The 23,645-nt window shown below is 74.0% G+C and carries 14 protein-coding genes; 7 read left to right on the top strand and 7 right to left on the bottom strand.

Going from position 1 to position 23,645, the window contains the following annotated elements; translation table 11 throughout:
- Nucleotides 1-4: 4 nt before the first annotated feature.
- Nucleotides 5-949 (top strand): aldo/keto reductase, encoded by a 945-nt coding sequence (locus ACGFSH_RS14010; RefSeq protein WP_393348056.1) that lies wholly within the window; start codon nt 5-7, stop codon nt 947-949.
- A gap of 118 nt (nt 950-1,067) precedes the next feature.
- Here ACGFSH_RS14010 and ACGFSH_RS14015 read toward each other — a convergent pair whose 3' ends face one another.
- The 4 genes from ACGFSH_RS14015 to ACGFSH_RS14030 form a co-directional block, all read right to left on the bottom strand.
- Complete coding sequence (locus ACGFSH_RS14015) at nt 1,068-2,531, bottom strand: PrsW family intramembrane metalloprotease (protein WP_393348147.1); 1,464 nt, start codon at nt 2,529-2,531, stop codon at nt 1,068-1,070.
- 71 nt (nt 2,532-2,602) lie between these two features.
- On the bottom strand, nt 2,603-3,451 hold the full coding sequence (trmB, locus tag ACGFSH_RS14020; RefSeq protein WP_393348058.1) for a tRNA (guanosine(46)-N7)-methyltransferase TrmB: 849 nt from the start codon (nt 3,449-3,451) through the stop codon (nt 2,603-2,605).
- Nucleotides 3,452-3,717: 266 nt separating this feature from the next.
- Nucleotides 3,718-4,947: an L-2-hydroxyglutarate oxidase gene (gene lhgO, locus ACGFSH_RS14025; RefSeq protein WP_393348060.1), complete on the bottom strand. Its 1,230-nt coding sequence runs from the start codon at nt 4,945-4,947 to the stop codon at nt 3,718-3,720.
- A 144-nt stretch (nt 4,948-5,091) separates the two neighbouring features.
- Nucleotides 5,092-6,516, bottom strand: coding sequence for an MFS transporter (locus ACGFSH_RS14030; RefSeq protein WP_393348062.1), 1,425 nt, complete (start codon nt 6,514-6,516; stop codon nt 5,092-5,094).
- 706 nt (nt 6,517-7,222) lie between these two features.
- On the opposite strand from ACGFSH_RS14030, the gene ACGFSH_RS14035 reads away from it, so the two are divergent.
- Entirely contained in the window at nt 7,223-9,343 is a 2,121-nt protein-coding gene (locus ACGFSH_RS14035) for an asparagine synthase-related protein (RefSeq protein WP_393348064.1), read from the top strand.
- Between the two features lie 238 nt (nt 9,344-9,581).
- On the top strand, nt 9,582-13,289 hold the full coding sequence (locus ACGFSH_RS14040) for a BTAD domain-containing putative transcriptional regulator (protein WP_393348066.1): 3,708 nt from the start codon (nt 9,582-9,584) through the stop codon (nt 13,287-13,289).
- Here ACGFSH_RS14040 and ACGFSH_RS14045 read toward each other — a convergent pair.
- Nucleotides 13,276-15,246, bottom strand: coding sequence for a sigma-70 family RNA polymerase sigma factor (locus ACGFSH_RS14045; RefSeq protein WP_393348068.1), 1,971 nt, complete (start codon nt 15,244-15,246; stop codon nt 13,276-13,278). The genes ACGFSH_RS14040 and ACGFSH_RS14045 overlap by 14 nt on opposite strands.
- Before the next feature lie 387 nt (nt 15,247-15,633).
- Entirely contained in the window at nt 15,634-16,398 is a 765-nt protein-coding gene (locus ACGFSH_RS14050) for a TetR/AcrR family transcriptional regulator (protein WP_393348070.1), read from the bottom strand.
- A gap of 380 nt (nt 16,399-16,778) precedes the next feature.
- On the opposite strand from ACGFSH_RS14050, the gene ACGFSH_RS14055 reads away from it, so the two are divergent.
- The 3 genes from ACGFSH_RS14055 (at nt 16,779) to ACGFSH_RS14065 (ending at nt 21,034) form a co-directional block, all read left to right on the top strand.
- Entirely contained in the window at nt 16,779-18,158 is a 1,380-nt protein-coding gene (locus ACGFSH_RS14055; RefSeq protein ID WP_393348072.1) for an NAD(P)/FAD-dependent oxidoreductase, read from the top strand.
- 272 nt (nt 18,159-18,430) lie between these two features.
- The gene (locus ACGFSH_RS14060) at nt 18,431-20,083 is read left to right on the top strand and encodes a SpoIIE family protein phosphatase (RefSeq protein ID WP_393348074.1); all 1,653 of its coding nucleotides are present in this window, start codon (nt 18,431-18,433) and stop codon (nt 20,081-20,083) included.
- Nucleotides 20,084-20,236: 153 nt separating this feature from the next.
- Nucleotides 20,237-21,034 (top strand): class I SAM-dependent methyltransferase, encoded by a 798-nt coding sequence (locus ACGFSH_RS14065; RefSeq protein ID WP_393348076.1) that lies wholly within the window; start codon nt 20,237-20,239, stop codon nt 21,032-21,034.
- Between the two features lie 117 nt (nt 21,035-21,151).
- Here ACGFSH_RS14065 and ACGFSH_RS14070 read toward each other — a convergent pair whose 3' ends face one another.
- Nucleotides 21,152-22,423, bottom strand: a complete 1,272-nt coding sequence (locus ACGFSH_RS14070; RefSeq protein ID WP_393348149.1) for an MFS transporter — start codon at nt 22,421-22,423, stop codon at nt 21,152-21,154.
- A 180-nt stretch (nt 22,424-22,603) separates the two neighbouring features.
- On the opposite strand from ACGFSH_RS14070, the gene ACGFSH_RS14075 reads away from it, so the two are divergent.
- The gene (locus ACGFSH_RS14075; RefSeq protein WP_393348078.1) at nt 22,604-23,170 is read left to right on the top strand and encodes a MarR family winged helix-turn-helix transcriptional regulator; all 567 of its coding nucleotides are present in this window, start codon (nt 22,604-22,606) and stop codon (nt 23,168-23,170) included.
- Nucleotides 23,171-23,645: the final 475 nt, after the last annotated feature.

Consider the following 23,645-nt stretch of genomic DNA (forward strand, 5'->3'; position numbering starts at 1 on the left):
AACCATGACTGTTCTGCGCACTCTCGGCTCCTCCGACCTCGAGGTCTTCCCGCTCGCCCTCGGCGGCAACGTCTTCGGCTGGACCGCGGACGAGACGGCCTCCTTCGCCGTGCTCGACGCCTACGCGGCCGCGGGCGGCAACTTCGTCGACACCGCCGACTCCTACTCGGCCTGGGCCGACGGCAACTCGGGCGGTGAGTCGGAGACCGTCATCGGCAGGTGGGTGAAGGCGCGGGGCAACCGCGACGACGTGGTCATCGCCACCAAGGTGAGCCAGCACCCCGAGTTCCCCGGCCTGTCCGCCGACAACATCAAGGCCGCAGCCGACGCCTCGCTCCGTCGGCTGGGCACCGACCGCATCGACCTCTACTACACGCACTTCGACAAGACCGAGGTGCCGGTCGAGGAGATCGTCGGCGCGCTCGACGAGCTGGTGCGGGCGGGCAAGGTGCGGCACATCGCCGCCTCCAACATCTCTCCCGAGCGCCTCCAGGAGTCCCTGGAGTTCTCCGACCGCGAGGGTCTGGCCCGGTACGTCGTCCTCCAGCCCCACTACAACCTGGTCTCGCGCGACACGTACGAGGGCCGCCTCCAGGACGTCGCCGCCCGCTTCGGCCTCGCCGCCGTCCCGTACTACGCGCTGGCCTCCGGCTTCCTCACCGGCAAGTACCGGCCCGGCACGACCGTGCGGAGCGCCCGTTCCGGCGGCGCCGCCAAGTACCTCGACACGGAGCGGGGACGCCGGGTCCTGAGCGCCCTGGACGAGGTCGCCGCGGCCCACGACGCCGAGGTCGCCACGGTCGCCCTGGCCTGGCTCGCCGCGCAGCCGACGGTGGCCGCGCCGATCGCCTCCGCCCGCACGGCCGAGCAGCTGCCCGCGCTGCTGGCACTGGCGGACCTGGAACTGACGACCACGGAACTCGACGCGCTGACGCGGGCCTCGGCCTGATCCGGGATCCTGCGGGCTGATCCGGGACCCTGCGGGTCGCGGCCGGCCCGGCCCTCGGGCTGAGGGGCTGCGGTGAAGCGGCTTCGGTCCGAAGCAGGCGTCGGCTCGCGCCCGTGCTCTAGCGGTACGGGTAGGGGAAGGGGCTCGGGCCCGCGGGGTGGCCGGGGCCGCCGTGGCCGGGGGGCGGACCGGCCGGGCCGGACGGGCCCGCGTAGCCCGCGCCCGGCGGATACCCGTAGCCGTACCCGTAGCCCGGTCCGGGGCCGGCGGCCTGGCCGTACGGCTGGAGCGGACCGGGGCCCGGACCGTACCCGTAGGCCCCGTACACCGGCCAGGGCGGCGCAGCCACCGGCACCGCAGGAGCCGTCATGCGGGCCGCGTGGTCCAGCGCGGGCCGGGCGATGTCCTTGCGCCGCCACAGCTCGTTCAGCAGCTCCCGCTCCCGGACCACGAAGTCCGCGTCGGCGCGCCCGCGCCGGCCCCGGTGCCGCAGGAACGCGAGCGACGTCGCGTACGCCTCGTACCTGGCGACCTCCCGTGCCGCCGCCTTGCCCAGATGGCGGCCCGCGTGTTCCCTGGCCAGCCGCCGGGCCCGCATCGAGCCGAGGGCGAACGGCTCCGCCGGTGCGAGCCAGCCGGCGGCCGCGTAGGCGGGCAGCTCCTCGCGCACGGTGCGCAGCTCCCGCTGCCGGGTCCACACCACCAGCCAGGTCAGCAGCCCGAGCGCGGGCAGCATGAACGCCGCGTACACCGCGAAGAACCCGAACTCGCCGAACGTGGAGGAGCCGTTCCACAGGGCGTGCATGCCCATCGCGAGCAGCAGTCCGCCCAGCGGGAGCAGCACGCGCCGTACGTGCCGGCGGGCCCCGGACTGCGCGGCGACGCCGAAGCCGAGCCCGGTGAGCACGGTGAACAGGGGGTGCGCGAACGGCGACATGATGACGCGGACGAAGAAGGTCGCGGCGGTGACGGAGGCGATGCCGGTGTCGCCCGTGAGCTGGTCGGTGCCGAAGGCGGTGCCCAGGTAGAGGATGTTCTCGGTGAACGCGAAGCCGGTGGCGGTGGTCCCGGCTATGACGACTCCGTCGACGACGCCGGTGAAGTCCCGTCTGCGGAAGAGGAACACGAGCAGCACGGCCGCCGCTTTGGCGGACTCCTCGACGATCGGCGCTATGACGGTCGCCCCGAGCGTGTCCGCGCCGGACGGATCGGCCGTGGCGGTGGCTATCCACCGGGTGGCGAAGCTGTTGGCGACGATGGCTATCAGCGCCGCCGCGCACGCGCCCCAGGCGAAGGCGAAGACCAGGTTCCGCCAGGGGCCCGGCTCGACCCGGTCGAGCCAGCGGAACGCGGCGACGAGCAGCGGCACGGGCAGCACCGCGAGGCCCAGTCCCACGAGGAAGCCCTCGGTCCCGGTCTGTTCGCGCACCAGGGCGAGGATCACCAGCCCGGACAGGGTGAGCAGGGTGATCAGCGCGCCGTACCGCACCCACCTGCGCTGCCACCAGTGCGCGTGCCTGAGCACACCGTCCTCGGGGGCTCCGCCGGGCGGATGCGGCGGGTAGGGCGGAAACGGACTGATGGCCACGGCATCGACCCTAACGAGGGAGGGGACTGTGGTGCGGGGGCGGTCGGTCGGCGGCCCTTGACCGGTCAGCGGTCCCCGGCCCGGACGCGATGCTGTACGCGACGGAAGAGCAGATCGTTCACCACGTGACCCTTGTCCAGCCCCTGGCCCTCGAAACGGGTGAGCGGACGGAACTCGGGCCGGGGCGCGAATCCGCCCTCGGGCCGGGTGTTCTCGAAGGCGGGGTGCGCGGTGAGCACCTCGAGCATCTGTTCCGCGTACGGTTCCCAGTCCGTGGCGCAGTGCACGATCGCGCCCGGCCTGAGCCGCGTCGCGGCCAGGTCGAGGAACTCCGGCTGGATGAGACGCCGCTTGTGGTGGCGCTTCTTGGGCCAGGGGTCGGGGAAGTAGACGCGCAGCCCGTCGAGCGAGTCCTCCGGCAGCATCTCGCGCAGCAGGATGATCGCGTCGCCGTTGGCGACCCGGATGTTGGTGAGTCCGTGATGGTCCGCGAGGTTGAGCAGATTGCCCTGGCCGGGCGTGTGCACGTCCACGGCGAGGATGTCGGTCCCCGGATCGGCGGCCGCCATCTGCGCGGTCGCCTCGCCCATGCCGAAGCCGATCTCCAGCACGACCGGTCGGTCGCCCGCGCCGAACAGGGCGGCGAGGTCGACGGGGTGCCCGTCGATGTCCAGCCCCCACTTGGCCCACAGCCGTTGCAGCGCGTCCGCCTGCCCGGCCGTCACCCGGCTGCGGCGGGGCTGGAAGCTGCGGATCCGCCGCTCGAAGTGCGACCCGGCGGGGTCGGCCTTCGGCCCGTCGGGGAAGCGGGGCTCCCCCTTGGCGCGGGTGTGCCGGACGGACTCACCCGGGTGGTGGTGCTCGTCGCCGGGGGAGGGCTGAGGGGCTGCGGGGGTGTTCACGGAATCAGACACAGTGGGGACGATTTTACGGGGGCGGGGCGAGTGGCTGCGGCGCGGAGCCGCCGGGGTGCGGGGCCGCCCCGCGCGCGAGTGCGTCCCGCGCACCGAGCGCGTCACGCGCCTCGCGCGGGGCGAGCGGGCCCTGTGGGTCACCGGGGCCTGCCGGCCGCGCGCTCGGGCGGGCCGGTCCGGGCGAGCAGGGCGGTGCGCACGGCCGGGCGGTGCGCACGACGGGGCGGTGCGCGACCTGGCGGCGCGGCGACGGCGCCTGTCGCGGCTCATGTGCCGTTCAGGGCGAGCAGTGCTCTGCGGGCCACCTCCCGGCCGATGGGCAGCGAGGCCGTCGCCGCCGGGGAGGGGGCGTTCAGCACGTGGACGGCCCGGCGGCCCTCCCGGATGAGGAAGTCGTCGACCAGACCGCCGTTGCGGAGCACGGCCTGCGCGCGCACGCCGGCCGCCGTCCGCACCAGGTCGTCCTCCTCGACCGCCGGCAGCAGCCGGCGCACCGCGTCGACGAACGCCGCCTTGGACACCGACCGCCGCAGCTCGCCCAGCCCGTAGCGCCAGTGCCGGCGGCCCATCCGCCACACCCCGGGCCAGGCCGCCGTCCCCATGGCCTCCCGCGGCCGTACGACGCCCCACCCGTAACCCTCGCGGGCCAGCGCCGGCACGGCATTGGGGCCGACGTGCACACCGCCGTCGATGCCCCTGGTCAGATGCACCCCGAGGAAGGGGAAGGCGGGATCGGGCACCGGGTAGACCAGTCCGCGCACCAGGCCGGGCCGGGTCAGCTCGTAGTACTCACCCCGGAACGGCACGATCCGCACCTCGGGCTCGTCACCCGTCAGCCGGGCGATCTCGTCGCAGTACAGACCGGCGCAGTTCACCAGGACCCGGCCCCGTACGACGTCCCCGCGCGCGGTGAGCACGGCCACCCCGCGCTCGGGCCGCCGGTCGATGCGCACGACCTGCGCGCCGTAGCGGATCTCCGCCCCGGACGCCGCGCCCAGCTGCTGTGCCACGGCCGAGTAGTCGCAGATCCCGGTGGTGCCCACGTGCAGCGCGGCGAGCCCGCGCACCTCGGGCTCGTACTCCGCGATCTGGGCGGCGCCCAGTTCCCGCACCGGGATCCCGTTCTCCCGGCCGCGCTGCGCCAGCGCGTGCAGCCGGGGCAGCTCCTCGCGCTCCGTGGCGACGATGAGCTTGCCGGTCACGGCGTGCGGGATGCCGTACTCCGCGCAGAACTTCGTCATCTCGGCGGCGCCCCGCACCGCGTACCGGGCCTTGAGCGAGCCGGGCCGGTAGTAGATCCCGCTGTGGATGACGCCGCTGTTGCGCCCTGTCTGGTGCCGGGCGGCTCCCGGCTCCTTCTCCAGCACCATCACCCGCGTGCCGGGCGCGGCCCGCGTGATCGCGTACGCCGTCGACAGCCCGACGATGCCCCCGCCGACCACGAGCACGTCACAGTCGTGAGCGGTCTTCGCCACGTGCACACCACCTCCCGGCATCGATAGTGCACTGCGCCACTGACATGGCCTTCAAACCCCGTGGCGGGCCTGCGCGCGGCCCGCCGGGGCGGGGCCTCCCGCGATCCGCGGGCGCGGGCCGGTCCGCCGCCCTCCGGCGCCGGCCTCCGTGCGGCCCGCAGCGGCTCACGCCGGGGTCATGAGGAGCGGACGGGCCCGCTCCCGCAGCTCCACCACGCGCGGCTCGTCGCCGTAGGGCTCCAGCCGGTGCAGCAGGTCCTTGACGTACTCCGTGGTCCGCGCGGACGAGATGCGCCCGGCGACCTCCACCGCCCGCACCCCCTGCTCGCAGGCCGCGTCCAGGTTGCCCGACTCCAGCTCGGCGACCGCCGAGACCACGAGCCGTAACCCGTGCGACCGCACGAACTCCTCCGTAGGCCGCGACAGCGCCTGCTCGGTGAACCTGCGGACCTGGCGCGGCGCCTTCAGGTCGCGGTAGCACTCGGCGGCGTCGGCGGCGAAGCGGTCGTAGGAGTAGAAGCCGAGCCAGGACGGGTCGTGGTCGCCCTCACGGGAGCGCTCCAGCCAGCCTTCGGAGGCCTTGAGCGCCGCGCCGGCGGCGTGCGCGTCCCCGGCGCGCGCGTGGGCGCGTGCCTCGACCAGCCGGAAGAAGCTCATGGTGCGCGCGGTGGCCAGCCCCCTGTTGCGTTCCAGGGCGGCCTGGGCGAGGTCGACGCCCTCGTCGCCGAAGCCGCGGTAGGTGGCCTGCAACGACATGGACGCCAGCACATAGCCCCCGAGGGGGACGTCCGCCGCCGCGCGGGCCAGCCGCAGCGCCTGGATGTAGTACCGCTGGGCGGCCTCCTGCTGGCCGGTGTCGAAGGCCATCCACCCCGCCAGCCGGGTCAGTTCGGCGCTCGCCCCGAACAGCGCGCGGCCCACCTCGTCGGAGTAGGAGCCGAGCAGCAACGGGGCCGCCTCCACGCGCAGGCACTCCGGGACCATGGACGAACGCCAGTCGCCGCCCCCGTACTTGGAGTCCCAGCGCCTGGCGTCCTCGGCGGCCTCCCGCAGCTTCTGCACGTCGCTGTGGCCGACTTTGAGCGGTGCGCCGGACTCCTCCACGTGGTGGACGTCGCGGGCCACCGAACTGTCGGCCGGGGTTATCAGCCACCGTGACGCGGGCGTGGCGTACGCGCTTACTGCGAACGATCCGGCCAGTGACTGCCAGATGCCTCCGGAGCCGGCCCGGCGGCCCGCGAGGTCGAGGCGGTAGAGGTCGGTGGCGGAGCGCACGGCCTGGCCGACGTCCCTGGGGAAGGCGAGGCCCACTTCGGGCGCGGGATCCGCGTCCGCCAGGCCGATCTCGTGGAGCGGCACCGGACGGCCGAGCTTCTGGCCGATGGCGGCCGCGATGAGGTGGGGCGCGGCGCCCTGCGGCACCATGCCCTTCGACACCCAGCGCGCCACGGACGTCTTGTCGTAGCGAAGCGTCAACCCGCGCTGGGCGCCGAGGTCGTTGACGCGTCGCGCGAGTCCTGCGTTGCTGATTCCCGCGAGGGCGAGAACGGCGCCGAGTTTCTCGTTCGGCCCGCGTTGCTCCCTGGACATTGCGCCACCCCTCGACACAGACGGCTGCCGCGCTGGCATAACCATGCGGCATTCGTAAACCCAGCGTAGTTCGCCGCATCCCAAGCGTTAAGGGGCATTCTTCCGGTTGGCGGGATTGTGGTCCGTACGGAAGTACGGGCGCAGGTACGGACCGTCGCGGTGTGCTCCCGCCCGTGTGGCCGTGCGCCCGGCCGTGCGCTCTTCTCCGGCCATCGGCGGGGCGGTTCCATGGGCCGTGCGTGGGTCGGCCCGCTGTACTGGATCCAGTGGGCTGGGGGACGCCGCCGCCTTCATCCCCGCGGGCGGCGGAGCGGTCCGGGGGGCGGACTCCGCCTCCCGGGCCGGCGCGGGCCTTCGGGGCATACGCGTGTGTACGGAGCGTGTGCGAAGCCTGCGCGGCGCGTTCCCGACGCCGGACGTACGCCCGGGATTTGGCCGAAAAGCGACCCTGCGTTCCGTGGGTGACTACGCCTCTCACCACGGAAATCGAGGGCGCGCAGGGCGTTCTGGGGGAGCGTACCGGGGGCGCATTCAGGTCGTGGACACCGGGGTGCGCGCGGTCGCACCGTTCCGCGCCGCCGTGTTCGCACGTGCGCGCTTCCCGGATCACAAGCGGTGCCGCCTCCCTCTGTGGCGCGCTCTTCGTGGCAGCATGGTGAACCGTTCGTACGGTGCACTCGGTTGTCCACAGCCCGTGGAGGCGTCGATGCGGTGGTTGGTGGGGTGGAGCAGCGCCGCCGCGGGTGCGCTCGGCGGGCCCGTCGGCCACGACGGCCGCCAGGGCGACGGCACGTCCTACGGGGGCCGGGTCGGCCACGACGGCGAGACCTTGCAGCCAGTGGGCTCCCAACTCCTGTGGGGCGACCCCGATCCGCTGTGGGCGGTCGGCGACTGGCGGCCCGACGAGGTGCGGGTGGTCGGCGTCGACCCGCAGACCCGCATCGCCGTCCTCGGCACCTGCGGCGCGACCGACGAACAGCTGCGCATCGGGCTGTTCGCCGCGCGCGGAGGCGCACTTCGGCACCTGACGGCCTGGGCGGGCAGCTACACCGCGATCGTCCAGGTCGGCCGGCGCATCACCGTCTGCGGCGATCTCGCGGGCGCGCGCCCGGTGTTCCACACCCCCTGGGCGGGAGGCACGGCCTACGCGACGGCCGCGCTGCCGCTCGCCGACCTCATCGAGGCCAACCTCGACTTCGGCCACCTCGCGGCCCTGCTCGCCGCTCCCGACGTACCGGCGGCCCTGCACGACTCCACCCCGTACGACGGCGTGCGCCGCATTCCGCCCGGGCATGCCCTGATCCTGCGCGCCGGGGCGCGCGAGATCGCCGGGTACGAGCCGGTCGCCTCCCTCGCCGTGGCCGCGCCCCCGGCCGACCCCGACCGCGCCGTCGACGCCGTACGCGACGCGCTCGTCGAGGCGGTGCGCGCACGCCTGTCCGCGCCCCGGCACGTCCCCGACATCGACCCCGGCCCCGTCCCCGGCATGGGACCCGCCGAGCGGCGCGCCGCGCGCGGGATGCCCGTTCCCGGCATCGGCGCGGACCTCTCCGGCGGCCCCGCCTCCGGCACCCTCGCCCTCCTCGCGGCCGGCCTGCCCGGCAGACCCGGCACACTCCTCGGCCACGGAACCGGCGCGGGGGAGCGCCTGCTGGCCGTCACCTTCAACGACCTGGCCGTGGGCGGACGCGAGGCCGAACTGGAACGCGCCGGCGTCCTCGCGGCCAACCCGCGCCTGCACCACGTCGTCGTGGCGGGCGGCGAGGAGACCCTGCCCTACGCCGACCTCGACGGCCCGCTCACCGACGAGCCCGGCCAGAGCCTGGTCACGGCCGCCCGCCACCGCGCCCGCCTCGCCTCGGGCAGCGCCGACCACTTCACGGGACACGGCGCCCGCCAGGTCCTGGACGCCCACCCGGCCCGCCTGGCGGACCTGTTGATGGACCGCAAGCGCCGCCACCTCGTGCGCCCGGTCGCCGCCCTCACCAAGGCGGACGGCTCCGTGCTCGTCCCCGCGCGCGTGTACGGCGCGGCCCGCCGGCTGGCCCGCACCCCGTACCGCGCCGGTTTGGAGGGACTCGCCGACCGGCTGCTGCACCGCAGCTTCAGTTTCGACGACCCCTCCGGCGCCGTCGGCGCCTCGCTGGCCGCGCTGACCTGGGGTGGCGCCGGTCCGGCCGCCCGCTGGCTGACCGGGGAGGCGCTCGCTGAAGTATCGGTTCGCCTACAAGGCGCGGCCCTCCGCACGGGAGTGGGCCCCGGTCAGCGTCCGGGCGACTACCGCGCGCGTGCGGCCCTCACCCGGCACGCCATGGACCTGCGCGTCCTGGAGCAGGCCGCCGAGATCCGCTCCCAGCGCCTGCACGCCCCCTTCCTCGACAACCAGGTCGTACGGGCCTGCCGCGCCCTCCCGGAGACCCTCCGCGTGCAACCCGGGGCGCGCGCCGCAATCCTGCGCACCGTCCTCAAGGGCGCCGGCGTCACCGACCTCCCGCACGGCTGGGGCGCGCCCTCCCAGGCCTCCGCCACCGCGGCGGCCCGTGCCGGACTGCGCATGGCCATGGACCCCCTCCTCAGCCTGTTCGAGGCCCCGCTCCTGGCCGAGGCCGGCCTCGTCGAGGCAAGAGTGGTCCGCAAGGCCCTGCGGGCCGCCGCCTCGGGCGAACCCCTCCCCCTGGACGGACTCGCCGACCTCGTCTCCCTCGAACTCTGGCTGCGCCGCCTCCTGTCCCGCAGAGGCACCTGCTGGACCGGCACCCCGGCACGCGCCCGCGCGGTACCGGCAGGCATCGCCCCGCAACGCCGGGCGGTCTCCTCCGGGGGGTGAGACACCGGGGGTGAGGCGCCGGCTTCACGCGGTGTGTGTGGCGGGGCAGGGGCCCTGACGGTCGGCCCGTGCGCCGCACGCGCGCGTGAGGGCACGGGTGTGTGAGCGGGCGGAGGCCGGCGGAAGGGAGCACAGGAACACGACGCGCGCGTACGGGCACGTCCTCGGCGGCCGCGGCGGTCGGGGCCCGACGCCGAAATCCCGTGCCCCCCGTCCGCCGCCGGGCGACAATGATCCGGTGCGGTACAGAATCCTGGGCGTCACCCAGACAGAGGACGACCAGGGCAGTGCCGTATCCCTTCCCGGCCCCCGGCTGCGGGCCCTGCTCACGGCCCTGGCCCTGCGCCCCGGGCGGCTCACGGCCCCGGAGACCCTGATCGACGAGGTCTGGGCCGAGACCCGGCCCCAGGACGCCCCCGCCGCCCTCCAGGCCCTCGTCGGCCGGCTGCGCCGCGCCGTCGGCAGGGACGCCGTCGTCTCCGCGCCCGGCGGCTACCGGCTCGCCGCGACCGAGGACGACGTCGATCTCTTCGTCTTCGAACGCCTCGTACGCCGTGGCGTCGAGGCGCTGCGGCACCATGACGCCCAGGCCGCCGCGCGCACCCTGGACGACGCGCTCGCCCTGTGGCGCGGGCCCGCCCTCGTCGACCTTCCCGACCGCACCGCGGCCGTACGCCCCGAGGCGCTGCACCTGGAGGCGGTCCGGGTCCGCGTCGAGGCCGACCTGCTCCTCGGACGGGCGCGCGAAGCCGTCCCGCGCCTGACGGAACTGACCGCCGCGCACCCCTACGACGAGCCGCTGCACGCGCTGCTCATCCGCGCCCTGCGCGACACCGGCCGCGACGCCGACGCCCTCGCCGTGTACGAGTCCGCCCGCCGCACCCTCGCCGACGGCCTCGGCGCCGACCCCGGCCCCCGGCTGAGGGCCCTGCACGCCGAGCTCCTGACACACACGGCCCCGAAACCGGGGGACCCGGAAGCGAGGGGTCTGGAAGACGGCAGTTTGGAAGCGAGGGGTCTGGAAGACGGGAGTCTGGAAGCGAGGAGTCTGGAAGCGAGGGGGCTGGAAGACGGGGGCCGGGCACCGAAGGGCCCAGGGCCGATCGGCCCGACGCCGACGCCCCCGGAGGACCGCCGCCCGGAAAACCGCCGCCCGGAGGAGCCCCACGCGGAGGGCGTCGACCCCGTGAGTCCCCTCGCGCGAGGTGCCGGCCAGCAAGAGCCCCCCCCGGCGAGTCCCCTCACGGGAGAGGTACGCCCGGAACATCTCCGCCGCGATCCCGTGCCCGACGGCGACGCGGGCCGCTTCTCCTCCGGCAGCCCGGCGGCGATCCGCCCGTCCGATCCCCTCGCGCCGGCGCGGCGGCCCGAACGCACCGGCAACATCCGTCCGCGCCTTACCTCTTTCGTGGGCCGGGAACCAGAACTCGACGCCATCCGTTCCGAATTGCACAGGGCCCGACTGGTCACGCTCACCGGACCGGGGGGCTCCGGGAAGACCCGTCTCGCCGAGGAAGCCGCCGCCGGGCTGCCGCAGGCGTGGCTGGTCGAGCTGGCGCCGCTCGACCGGCCGGAGGCGGTGCCCGACGCGGTGGTCAGTGCCCTCGGTCTGCGCGAGACCGCACTGCTGACCACCGAACTGTCGGCCTCGCAGGACGATCCCGTCGCCCTGCTCGTCGAGCACTGCGCAGCGCGCAGCCGGCTCCTGATCCTTGACAACTGCGAACATGTCATCGGCGCGGCAGCCGCCCTCGCCGAGACGCTCCTCACCCGCTGCCCCGGGCTCACGATCCTCGCCACCAGCCGTGAACCTCTGGGCGTGCCCGGCGAGTCGGTGCGCCCGGTCGACCCCCTCCTCCCCGACCAGGCGCACCGGCTCTTCACCGAGCGCGCGGCCGCCGTCCGCCCCGGCACGGCCGCCGCACCGCGGGACGAGGAGGCGGTCGCGGAGATCTGCCGGCGGCTGGACGGGCTGCCGCTGGCCATCGAGTTGGCCGCGGCCCGGCTGCGGCTGCTCACCCCGCGCCAGATCGCCGACCGCCTCGACGACCGCTTCCGCCTCCTCACCTCCGGCAGCCGCACGGTCCTGCCCCGCCAGCAGACCCTGCGGGCCGTCGTCGACTGGTCGTGGGACCTGCTCGACGAACCCGAGCGCATGCTGCTGCGCGAGCTGTCCGTGTTCGCGGGCGGCTGGGACCTGGAGGCGGCCGAAGCCGTGTGCACCGGTCCGGTCGCCGACGGCCTGGGCGCGCTCGTCGACAAGTCCCTGATCGTGGCGGCCCCTTGCGAGGGGTCCGGCGGCGTCGGCATGCGCTACCGCATGCTGGAGACTATCCACGAGTACGCCGTCGAACGCGCCGCCGAGCTTCCGGGGTGCCGGGCGGCGGCCGAGCGGCGGCATCGCGGGTGGGTGCGCGCCCTCGTCGAGCGGGCCGACCCGCTGCTGCGCTCCGCCGAGCAGCTCCCCTGGATCGCCCGCCTGGAGTCGGAGCTGGACAACATCCGCACGGGCCTGCACCGCGCGATCACGGCGGGCGACGAGGAGGAGGCGGCGGCCGTCTGTCTCGGCGCGGGGTGGTTCTGGTGGCTGCGCAACCACCGTCGGGAGGGCGCCGAGTGGACCGACCGCGCCCTGCGCCTCGGCGCGGTGCTGGACGCCGAACGGCGCTCCGGGAACGAGTCGGTCCCCGCCGACCTGGACGCCCGGATGGCCGCCGTCGACCCCGTCGCCGACTTCCTCGACGGACAGAGCCCCGAGGACGACCGGCGCCGTGCGGGCCGGCTGCGGATGAACCTGCGGATGCAGCACATGTTCCTGCTGTCGGAATCCGAGCCGTCGGACCGGACGGTGAACGAGCGCCGTCAGGAGTACCTGGCCCGGCTGCGGGCCGCCTACGAGCCCGGAGGCCCGCAGTCGGCCAGGATGCCCGGCCTCATCTGGCCGCTGACGGCGTTTCCCGCGCGCGACACGGTGGACGTCCGCAGGATGCTCGACGCGGCCCTCGACAACTGCCGCGAGCACGGCGGTGACTGGGAACTCGGCTGCACCCTGCTGTTCCGCACGCACATGGTCGTCGACTCGCCCGGCGGGCTGGACGGCCTGGACGACGAAGTGGAGGAGCTGCGGGCGATCAGCCGCCGTGTCGGAGACCGCTGGATGCGGGCCCAGGTGTGCGGGTTGGCGGGCGAGGCCGACCTGACGCGCGGGCGCTTCGGGGACGCGGAGCGGGAGTTCCGCGAGGCGCTGCGGCTCGCCCACGAGGTCGGGGCGTACGCCGAGTCGCCGTTCCTCATCGTGCGGCTCGCGGAGATCGCCTACCGCTCGGGAGACCTCGACGGGGCCACGGCCGCGCTGGACGAGGCGAACGACGCCGCCGACCGCTACGGGGTCGTCGACGCTCGGGCGTTGGCCTTGCTGCTGCGCGCCCACATCGCGCTGGACCGGGGCGAGGTCGGCCGCGCGCGGGCGTTGTGCGACGAGACCCGGACGGCGATGGCACAGGACACACCGCCGCCGCAGGTCGCGGCGTTCGTGGGGGTTCTGGACGCGCACGTCACGGTGGCCGAGACCGCGCCGGAGCGCGGTCTGCCGATGCTCGCCGCCACGCTCGGCCAGGCGGTGGCCGACCAGTGCGCCGAGGCGGTCACCTCCTCGATCGTGGACAGCGCGGCGCTCCTCCTGGCGGAGATCGGGGACTTCACGCGTGCCGCACGGCTCCTGGCCGCCGCCGACGGGCTGCGCGGCCCCCACCCGCGGCCGGTCCCGCAGCGCGGCTGGGCCGAGCGGGCCGAGGGCGCGGTCCGCGAGGCCCTCGGCGAGCGGCGTTACGCGGCCGAGCGCGCCCGGGTCTCGCTCCCGACGGTGGCGGACGCGCTGGAGGAGCTGACGCAGGCCGTGCGCGTCCACCCGGACCCGCCGCCGTCCCGGGCGGCTAGGAGCAGGTGAAGCCGGAATCCGCCCAGTCGGCGAGCGCCACCGAGCCGAAGGGCCCGTGGGGTTCGACGACCAGCCGCACTCGGGTGAGGCCCGCGAGGTCCACATGGACGGGCACGGCCGGGTCGCCGTCGGCGAGTACCTCGGACGACCAGAGCCGGTTCGCGCCGGCGTAGACGGCGAAGGAGACCTTGCCGAGCCTCAGCGTCAGATCGTCCACGCCGACGACCGCATCGTAGGAGGTGCACCGGCGGTTGAGGTCGACGGTGACGGAGGACCGGCCGTGCACGGTCACCGCGCGCTCGTGGCGCCGTCCGGCGATGGACACGGCGGAGCGCTGCCACACCCAGCTGCTGCCGCGGAGCCGGATCTCGGGCCCGGTTCCGTCGCCGGTGACGTCGAAGGGCAGCTCGTCCAGCCGGTGGACGACCGGCGCGGGCGGCGGAGGGGGCGTGGGCGTCGGGGCGGGCTTGGGCGTCGGGTTCGGAGCAGCCGTGGGCGGGGGGCCTGGGGGCGTGGCAGGCGGCGTGGGCGGGGGAGTCGGGCGGGGTGCGGGAGCCGGGGTCGTGGGCGCCGCCACGGGCATGATCTCCGGGGGCCGTGGTCCGGGTTCCGCGGCCGGCGGGGGTGTGGGCGTGGGCGTCGGCTCCTCGGGCCGCGCGACCGGCGCCGGTGCGGAGGCCGAGGGTCTCGCCACGGGCGGCGCGGCGGGCCGGTCGTGGCCGACCAGCGCCAGGGCGACCGCGGCCGCCGCCACCGCGACCACCCCGGCCGCGATGCCGGCCTTCAGCGGCGCGCCCAGCCCTTCCGAGGCCGCCGCACCGCTCCCGGCGCCGGTCCCGCCGGAGGAACCGCTCGCCGCGGCGGCCGCACCCGCGGCGCCCGCTCCCGTGCCGCCCGCGAGGAGCGCGAGCGCCTTGGCGTACCCGGCGGCGCCGAACCAGCCGATGACCGCGACCGGCACGACGGCCGGGATGCTGCCGGCCACCTCCTCGATCTGCAGGGCGGCCAGCCGGCACTTGGCGCACTCCTCCAGATGCTTGCGCAGCCCCCGTTCGGCACGGGTGCGCAGCCGGCGACGGGCGTAGGTGCCGAGCTGGTCGGCGTAGCGGGCGCAGTCCTCGTCGCCGGTGAGGGCGGCGCTGACGTGTGCCTGGAGGTAGGCCTGCTTGAGACCCTCGCGAGCCCGGCTGGCCAGCACGCGTGTGCCGTTGGCGTCGAGGCCGAAGAGCATGGCGACCTCGCTGGGCGACTCGTCCTCGACCTCGGTGTGCCACAGGACCGCCTGCCAGCGCTCGGGCAGCGAGCGGAAGGCCTGCATGGCCATCGACTGCTCGGCCTCGTGCATCGCGCGTACGTCGGCGCCCAGCTCAAGCCCCGCCCCGAAGGATCCGGAGGACGCGGTGTCGTCGGCGGTGTCCGAGGAGCGGGCGGACTGCGCGGCGAACACCGCGAAGTCGTCGACCAGCTGTTCCCGTTTCGCCGACCGGGTCCAGTCGGCGGCCACCCGCCGCACGCAGGTGAGGAGGTAGGCGCGGACGGCGTACTCGGGGCCGGCGCCGCCGCGCACCGCCTGAAGCATGCGGGCGAACACCTCGGCGGTGAGATCGTCGGCGGTGTGCGCGTCCCGGCAGCAGGTGCGGGCGTAGCGGCGCACGGCGTCGGCGTGGCGCCGGTACAGCTCCTCGTACGCCGTGTCGTCGCCCGAGCGCATCCGGCCGATCAGCTCGGTGTCCGCGGGCGGCACCTCGCGCGACGGCGGCAGGATGCCGTCGCCCGGGCTCTCACCCCGGCTTTCGCCCCGGATTTCGGCCCAGTCGTCTGCCCGGCTCCCGCGTCGGCCTTCGCGCTGTGCCGGAACGGTCTCGTGCGGCGGCCCGCCCGGCCAAGGGGCGACCGGCTCGCCGGCCGGACCTCGGGCGCGGCCGCCCTGGCTCGGCACCTGTTCGTCCCGACCGTCAACGCTCATCGCGGAAAGCCCCCGCCTGCCCCACCAGTCCCGACCACCGGGTCAGAGTGCCATATTGGCTTTTGTCCAGGACCCCGTGCGACGGGCCGTCCACTCGTCCGTGGGGAGCGCTCGCAAGCCAGTACCCATGCTCACCTCATCGAGTGAGCATCAACCTCCGTTCCGCTGGGCGGAGTTGGCGACGATAGCCGCCACGCCGCCTATGTCCGACGCGGCAGAGCGGGGACGAGAGCCCCACGGCCCCACACCCCCACTCACCCTCAAGAGACCCACCCGTACGAGACCCACCCCTGTGAGACGCGCCCTCACGAGGTGCGCCCGCACGGAACGCGCCCCTCAGGACGCGTTCCTGGGCGGCTCGGGTCAGGAGGGCCGTGGCGGCTCCGGTCAGGAGGACCGTGAGCGCAGGCCCTCCAGCAGGATGTCCAGCAGCCGGGCCGAAGCCGCCGCCTGCTGCGCCGGATCGGGCAGCGAGGGCGCCGCCGTCGCGATGACCAACAGCACGTCGGACACCGACACGTCGGCGCGCAGCTCGCCCGCCTCCCGCGCCCGCTCCACGAGCCGGCCCACGACGTCGAGCAGCGCAGCGGCCCCCGCGTCGTCGACGGCGGCCGTGGCGCCCTCTTCCGGGACGAGCCGCAGTTCGCCGCCGCCCGGCTGGGTCCGCTGCTGCGGCACCCTCGCCTCGTCCGTCCGCGCCGCCTCGGCGTCGTCCTCGGCGACCCCGACGCGCAGCACCTGCGGCGGCAGCAGCCGCCCGGCGCCGGACGCCACGGACGTGCGCAGGAAGCGCGACAGCGCCGACCACGGCTCGTCCTCCTGGCCCAGCGCCGCCCGCGCCTGGTCGGTCAGCCGGGAGGTCTCCTCCTCGGCTATCCGGCGCACCAGGACGTCCTTGCTCGGGAAGCGCCGGTACACGGTGCCGACGCCGACCCGCGCGCGCCGCGCCACGTCCTCCATCGGCGCGCCGTAACCCAGCTCGCCGAACACCTCACGTGCCGCTCGCAGCACGTGCTCCAGATTGCGCTGTGCGTCCACGCGCAGCGGTGCCGTCCGCGCGCTGTCTCCTCGTGCGCCGCCCACCGCGGCGCCGATCGCGCCACTCGGTGCGAGGGCCGACGCTGTCGACCAATGCGAGTTCTGAACCGTCATGATTGATCCCCCGGTAATGACGTCTCCCCCCGGAGACTCTCCCCGCAATCGAAAGCCGGGGCGTACAGCACAGGGGACGGTCTCCGTGGACCCGCCCGTCGCAGACCCGCGGAGCGCTTCCCCCTGACACCCCGTCGACACACGAACATAGTTGAGTGGGAGTCAATTCAGAAGGGGCACGTTCCGCACGGAGCGCCCCCCGATCGGAGTACGGGTCGCATACGTCCCGATTGCGCCCCTTCCCGCACCCCGGCGCACGCCCTCTGATCTGCTAAAACGCCCCTCGTTCCGGAGTTTCGGCCAACACCGGTCCCCCGCGACTCGCGGTCACACAAATTGTCGAGGCTGTGGACAAACTCCGTCGCCCGGTGCGTCATGGGATGGTGAAGGAACGTGCGCGCATTCTCGTTGTCGGCGGCGGCTACGTCGGGATGTACACGGCGCTGCGGCTCCAGCGGCAGCTCAGACAGGAACTCGGCCGGGGCGAGGCCGAGATCACCGTCGTCTCTCCCGACCCGTACATGACCTACCAGCCCTTCCTGCCCGAGGCGGCCGCGGGGAACATCTCCCCCCGGCACGTCGTCGTGCCACTGCGCCGCGTCCTGCCCCACTGCCGGATCGTGGTCGGCGAGGTCTCCGCCGTCGACCACGCAAAACGCACCGCCACCCTCACCACCCTCGCCACCGAGGAGGAGGGCACCGGCCCCCGGCAGCTCACGTACGACGAACTCGTCCTCGCGCCCGGCTCGATCTCCCGCACCCTGCCCGTCCCGGGCCTCGCCGACTTCGCCATCGGCTTCAAGACCGTCGAAGAGGCCATCGGACTGCGCAACCACGTCATCGAGCAGATGGACATCGCCTCCTCCACCCGCGACCCCGCCATCCGCGACGCCGCCCTCACCTTCGTCTTCGTCGGCGGCGGCTACGCGGGCGTGGAGGCCCTCGGCGAGCTGGAGGACATGGCCCGCTACACCACCCGCTACTACCACAACATCCAGGCCGACGACCTGAAGTGGATCCTCGTCGAGGCCTCCGACCGGATCCTGCCCGAGGTCGGCCCCGACCTGGGCCGCTACACCGTCAGCGAGCTGCGCCGCCGCAACATCGACGTCCGCCTGAACACCCGCCTGGAGTCCTGCGCCGACCGCGTCGCCGTCCTCAGCGACGGCGCCCGCTTCCCGACCCGCACGGTCGTGTGGACCGCCGGCGTCAAACCCCACCCGCTGCTCGCCGCCACCGACCTCCCGCTCACCGGACGAGGCCGGCTGAAATGCACCCCCGAGCTGACCGTCGACGGCGTCACGCACGCGTGGGCGGCCGGAGACGCGGCGGCCGTCCCCGACGTCACGGCCGCCGAACCCGGCAGCCAGACCGCCCCCAACGCCCAGCACGCCGTCCGCCAGGCCAAGGTGCTCGCCGACAACATCGTCCGCTCCCTGCGCGGCGAACCCCTGCAGACGTACTCCCACAAGTACGCCGGCTCGGTCGCCTCGCTCGGCCTGCACAAGGGCGTCGCCCACGTCTACGGACGCAAGCTCAAGGGCTACCCCGCCTGGTTCATGCACCGCGCCTACCACCTCAGCCGCGTGCCCACCTTCAACCGCAAGGCGCGCGTGCTCGCCGAATGGACCCTCTCCGGCCTCTTCAAACGGGAGATCGTCTCCCTGGGATCACTCGAACATCCTCGCGCGGAGTTCGAACTCGCTGCCGGTGGAAAGCCTTCTGACGAGTCTTCCGGCGACCCGAAGGGGTCGTCCTGACCCGATCCAGGAACTCCACCGGCCGCTCCCACGTCTGACGAATGTCGGCCCGGACGGCGGCCACCCTGCCAGACTGCTCCCTGCTCACAGCCCCTCCCGAGCCCCCTCCCGAGCCGGGGCGGACCACCACCCGTCCCCGCCAGACCCACCGAGCCGTCCCCACGTGCCCCACACCCCGGGTGCTGCAACAATGTGCGGCCACCGCCGCGCGGCCCCCGGAGCCCAGGCCGGGCCCGGAGCCGGCCGACGACGACTACACGAGGCAAGGATCCGTGAACTTCACGCGCTGGAGCGCCCGGCTCCCCGGAACGCAGCGCCGCGCCGCAGCGCGAGCCGAGCACCCGGTCACCACCACGGACCGGCGGAGCGAGGGCTCCGTGCCGGCGGCCCGCGCCGAACGACTCGGCGACGAACCGCCCCCGGTGCCCGCCGTCGACGAACTCCCCGTCCGTGAGGTCCTCGACCGCGTCCCGGCCCTCGTCGCGCTCGTCCACGGCCCCGACCACCGCCTCGCCTACGTCAACGACGCCTACACCGCGGCCTTCGGCGCCCGCCCCTGCGGCGAGCCCGCCGCCGACGCCCTCCCCGAACTCCGCGACCTCGGCCTGCTGCCCCTCCTCGACCAGGCCCTGCGCAGCGGCAGGCCCCGCACCCTGAAGTCCCGCAAGGCCCCCGACGGCCGCCACTACACGTTCACCTGCACCCCGGCCGCCGAGGACAACGGCAAGGGCGCCGTCCTGATCTTCGCCACCGACGTCACCGACCACGCCGAGGCCGCCGAACGCCTCAGAACCAGCGAACGACGCCAACGCGAGACCGCCGTCACCCTCCAGCGCTCCCTGCTGCCCCAGGAGCTCGAGGAGCCCGACGACCTGCGCATCGCCGCCACCTACCAGCCCGGCGGCACCGAGGCCGCCGTCGGCGGCGACTGGTACGACGTCATCACCCTGGGCGGCGGCCGCACCGCCCTCGTCATCGGCGACGTCATGGGACGAGGCGTCCGCGCCGCCGCCGTCATGGGCCAGCTCCGCACGGCCGTACGGGCCTACGCCCGCCTCGACCTGCCCCCGCACGAGGTCCTCCAGCTCCTCGACGGCCTCGCCACGGAGATCGACGCCAACCAGATCGCCACCTGCGTGTACGCCATCCACGACCCCAACGAGGGCCGCCTGGTGTACGCGTCCGCGGGCCACCTGCCCATCCTCGTCCGCGACGACAACGGCACCGTCCTGCGCGCCGATGAGCCCACCGGCCCCCCGCTCGGCACCGGCGGCTGGATGCACGCCTCCGGCTCGATCCCCCTCGGTCCCGGCTCGACGGCCGTCCTCTACACCGACGGCCTCGTCGAGCGCCGGAACGAGGACCTCGACGAGGGCATCGCCGCCCTCGAACGCGCCCTGGCCGGCGCGACCGGCACCCCCCAGGTCGTCTGCGACCGCCTGGTCCGCTCGGCCGGCGTCACCGCCGACCACGACGACGACGTCGCCGTCCTCGTCCTGCAGCACCCGGCCCGCACCGGCCCCGACGGCGAGCTGTTCCGCAACGCGGCCCTCGACCTCCTCGGCGGGGTGGAAGCCGCCCCCCGCGCGCGTGCCTTCGCCTCCGGCGTCCTGACCAGCTGGCGCTTCCCGGCCGACCTGCACGACCTCGGCGTCCTCGCCGCCAGTGAACTCGTCGCCAACTCGCTCCAGCACGGCGTCCCGCCGATGCGGCTGCGCCTGCGCCGCACCGACCGCCGCCTGATCATCGAGGTCACCGACGGCGACGACCACCTCCCGCGCCGCCGCCGGGCGGAACCGGGCGACGAGTCCGGCCGGGGCATCGCCATCGTCGCCACGATCGCCTCGAACTGGGGCAGCAGAAGCACCCCGGGCGGCGGAAAGGCCGTGTGGTGCGAATTCGTCCTGCCGAAACCGGCCGACTGAGACCGCCCGCCGACCGCCAGGCCGGGCACGGCCGGCCGGACCGGACAGCGACCGGTCCGAGGGGAGCGAAAAAGGGCCGGGAACAGCCCCGAACGTCCATTCCCCCGCGCGCGGCACCTAGGCGAACCCGCCCCCCGGTGCTAGTAGCTCCCCATGGCAGACGCAACGGGCTTTGACCTCAAGGGAAGCGCTCCCGAGCGCTACGAACACTACGTCGCGCCCCTCATGGCGCCCTTCGTCACCGCACTCGTGGACTCCGTGGACCTCTGTCCCGGCGCCACCGTCCTCGACCTCGCCTGCGGCACGGGCTTCGCGGCACGCGCCGCCGCCGCACAGGCCGGCCCCGCCGGCCGGGTCGCCGGCACGGACCTCAACGAGGGCATGCTCAAGATCGCCGAGGCATGCCACCCACGCCTCTACCCGGACATCGAGTTCACCCCCGCCCCCGCCGACGACCTCCCCTACCCCGACGCCGCCTTCGACGCCGTCCTCTGCCAGCAGGGCGTCCAGTTCTTCCCCGACCTCGACGCGGCCATGGCGGAGACCGCCCGCGTGACCCGCCCCGGAGGCCGCTTCGCCGCCACCCTCTGGGCCCGCCTCGACGACTCCCCGTACTTCCTCGCCCAGCTCCGCGCCCTCGAACAGTTCGACGGCCCCGACGCGGCCGCGACCTTCCGGGCCGCCTTCGACGCCGCCGACCGCCTGACCGCCGCCCTCGACCGTGCCGGCTTCCACTCCACGACCCGCCGCGACCTCACCTTCGCCATCGACCTCCCGCCCCTGGAGGAGTACGTCGCCGGCCATCTCTCCGCCATCCCCTGGGGACGCTCGCTCATCGACAACGGCGGCGACGAGGCACTCGACCGGGCAGCCGCGACGATCCGCGCCCACCTCCCCGCATCGACGACGACGTTCCCCTTCACCTCGACCCTCGTGACCGCGACCCGCTGACCCACGGCACGGAGAGGCGGCCGTCGTTCCTGAGAACGACGGCCGCCTCTCCACGGGGGCCAGTGGACTGCCCCCAGACCCCGGAGGCGCCAGACCTCAGACCGCGGGCCCTGGACCTCAGACCTCGGCCGCCACCGGCTCCACGGGGGTCCCGCCCCGGGCCACGACCCGGTTCCGCACCAGCCACGGCTGATCCTGGACGGCGGTGAGCCGCCGCCCCAGCCGCAGCGCCAGGTAGGTGATCCCGAGCGAGAACAGCAGGAACGTCACGATGTACGGGGCGGCCAGGGAAGCCGCCAACGGCCCGCCCACCGCCGGACCGACGGCCAGCGCGAGCTGCTTCACCAGGGCGAACGCCGAGTTGTACTGACCTGCCAGACCGTCCGGCGCGAGATCCGCCACCAGCGGGGCGACGGTCGGCGACAGCATCGCCTCACCCAGCCCGAACAGGGCGTACGTGGACACGAACGCGGCCGTCGCCATCGTCCGGCTGCCGTGTCCGAGCCCGGCGTAACCGGCCACGACCCAGGCCACCGCCCAGATCAGCCCGACCGCCGCGATCACCCGCGACCGCTTCTGCCGCTCGACGAACTTCAGCACCGCGAACTGCGCGACCACGATCATCGCCGTGTTGGCGGCCAGCGCGGTCCCGAGGGCGGACGTCGAGATCCCGGCGGCCTCGACCCCGTACGCGCTCAGCCCCGACTCGAACTGTCCGTAACAGGCGAAGAAGAGCACGAACCCGAGCACGCACAGCTGCACCATGGCCCGGTTGTGCAGCATCTGCTTCCAGCTGCCCCGAGCGGACCGCCGGACGTCCCCCACACGCGGGGCGTGCGGCAGCCGCACCGTGGACATCACCACGGCCAGCAGCAGGAACATCGCCGCCTCGATGGCGAACAGCAGGGTGAAGGAGGACACGCGCGTGGCGTCGACGAGGTGCCCGCCGATCAGCCCGCCCACGCCGAGCCCCAGGTTCTGAAGGAAGAACTGCGTGGCGAACGCCCGCGAGCGGGTCTCCGACGTCGAGCTGTCCACGATCATCGTCGCCAGCGCCGGCTGCATCACGGCCTGTCCGGCGCCGAGACCGGCCGCGGCCGTCAGGACGGCGGCGGCGTTCCCGGCGAGCCCCAGGCCCAGCGAGCCGACGGCGGCGGTGACCAGGGCGGCGAGCAGGACCGGCAGCGGACCGCGCCACACGATCGCGCGGCCGGCGAACGGCAGCACGATCAGCGCGGCCACGGCGAAGACGGCGAGGACGAGCCCCGCCGTCATGGACCCCAGATCCCGCACCTGCGCCACATAGACGTACAGGTAGGGGACCGTGAAGCCCAGCCCGAACGCGCTGAGCGCGTTGCCCACGTGGATCCGGCGCATCGCTGCGCCCATCGCCCTGGTCACGTTCACCTCTCTCAGACGGCGCCGACGCACGCCCGGCGCGCGGCCCTCGATGTGATGCTTCTACGTCCTCAGGACTTAGCACCGAAGACTTCAAAGCTAAAGTTCGAGGTTGAACAGTACACCTCGAAGCACTTCAATGCGAATGGACCGCGTGCGATACTTGCGCCCATGGGCGACACCCCCGGCACGACCGGCACCGGCCTCGGCGGCGAGCCGACCCTGGAAGAGCAGATCGCCGCCTATCAGCGCGAGTTCCAGGACCTCGACCCGCAGGTCGAGAAGATCGTCTCGGCGCTCTCCCGCCTCAACCGCCGCATGAACGTCGCGTACGGCCGCCAGACCGCCGACCTCGGCATCAGCAACGCCGAGTGGGAGGTCCTCAAGGCCCTCGTCCTCTCCGGCGCCCCCTATCGCCTGGGCCCCAGCGACCTGGCCAAGCGCCTCGGCCTGACGCCGGCCGCGATGACCCACCGGATCGACCGCATGGTCGGTGAGGGACTGGTGACCCGGGAGAGGGACGAGACCAACCGGGTGCGCGTGATCGTGGAGCTGACGAGCGAGGGCCGCGAGAAGTGGCTGCAGGCGATGCGGATGGCGACGGTCTTCGAGGAGGACCTCCTCCAGGACCTCACCGCCGACGAGCGCACCGCCCTCGGCGAGGTCCTGACCAGGCTGCTGCGCCGGGTGGAACACGCCCAGCCTGACGCCGGCGGCAGGCTCAGCGACCTCGACTGACCAGCAGGAAAAGATCTTGACAGGGGGTGCTTGACACTGCCTGGCAGGGTCAGTAGAGTTCTTCGGGTTGCCACGGAGCCGTAACGGTTCTTCGCAGCGCCTCCGCCGCAGCAGCGGCACACAAACCACAGCAGGATCTCCCGACGGGGTTGTATTTGGGCGTGCCCGAATTCAATTCGAATAGGGGTCGGCAGCCCGATTAGGAACTGCCGAACGGATCCGCTAAGGTTTGAGACGTCGGAACGGCCCAACAGCCGGGAAGACAAGCCCACTCTGACTGGGAATCAGGCCCGAAAGGATCTGATAGAGTCGGAACCGCCGGAAAGGGAAACCGCGAAACAAAAGCGGGAACCTGGAAAGCACCGAGGAAATCGGATCGAGAAAAGATCTGATAGAGTCGGAAACGCAAGACCGAAGGGAAGCGCCCGGAGGAAAGCCCGAGAAGTTCGGGTGAGTACAAAGGAAGCGTCCGTTC

The sequence above is a fragment of the Streptomyces sp. NPDC048481 genome, from assembly GCF_043200075.1.
In the GTDB taxonomy this organism is placed as follows: domain Bacteria; phylum Actinomycetota; class Actinomycetes; order Streptomycetales; family Streptomycetaceae; genus Streptomyces.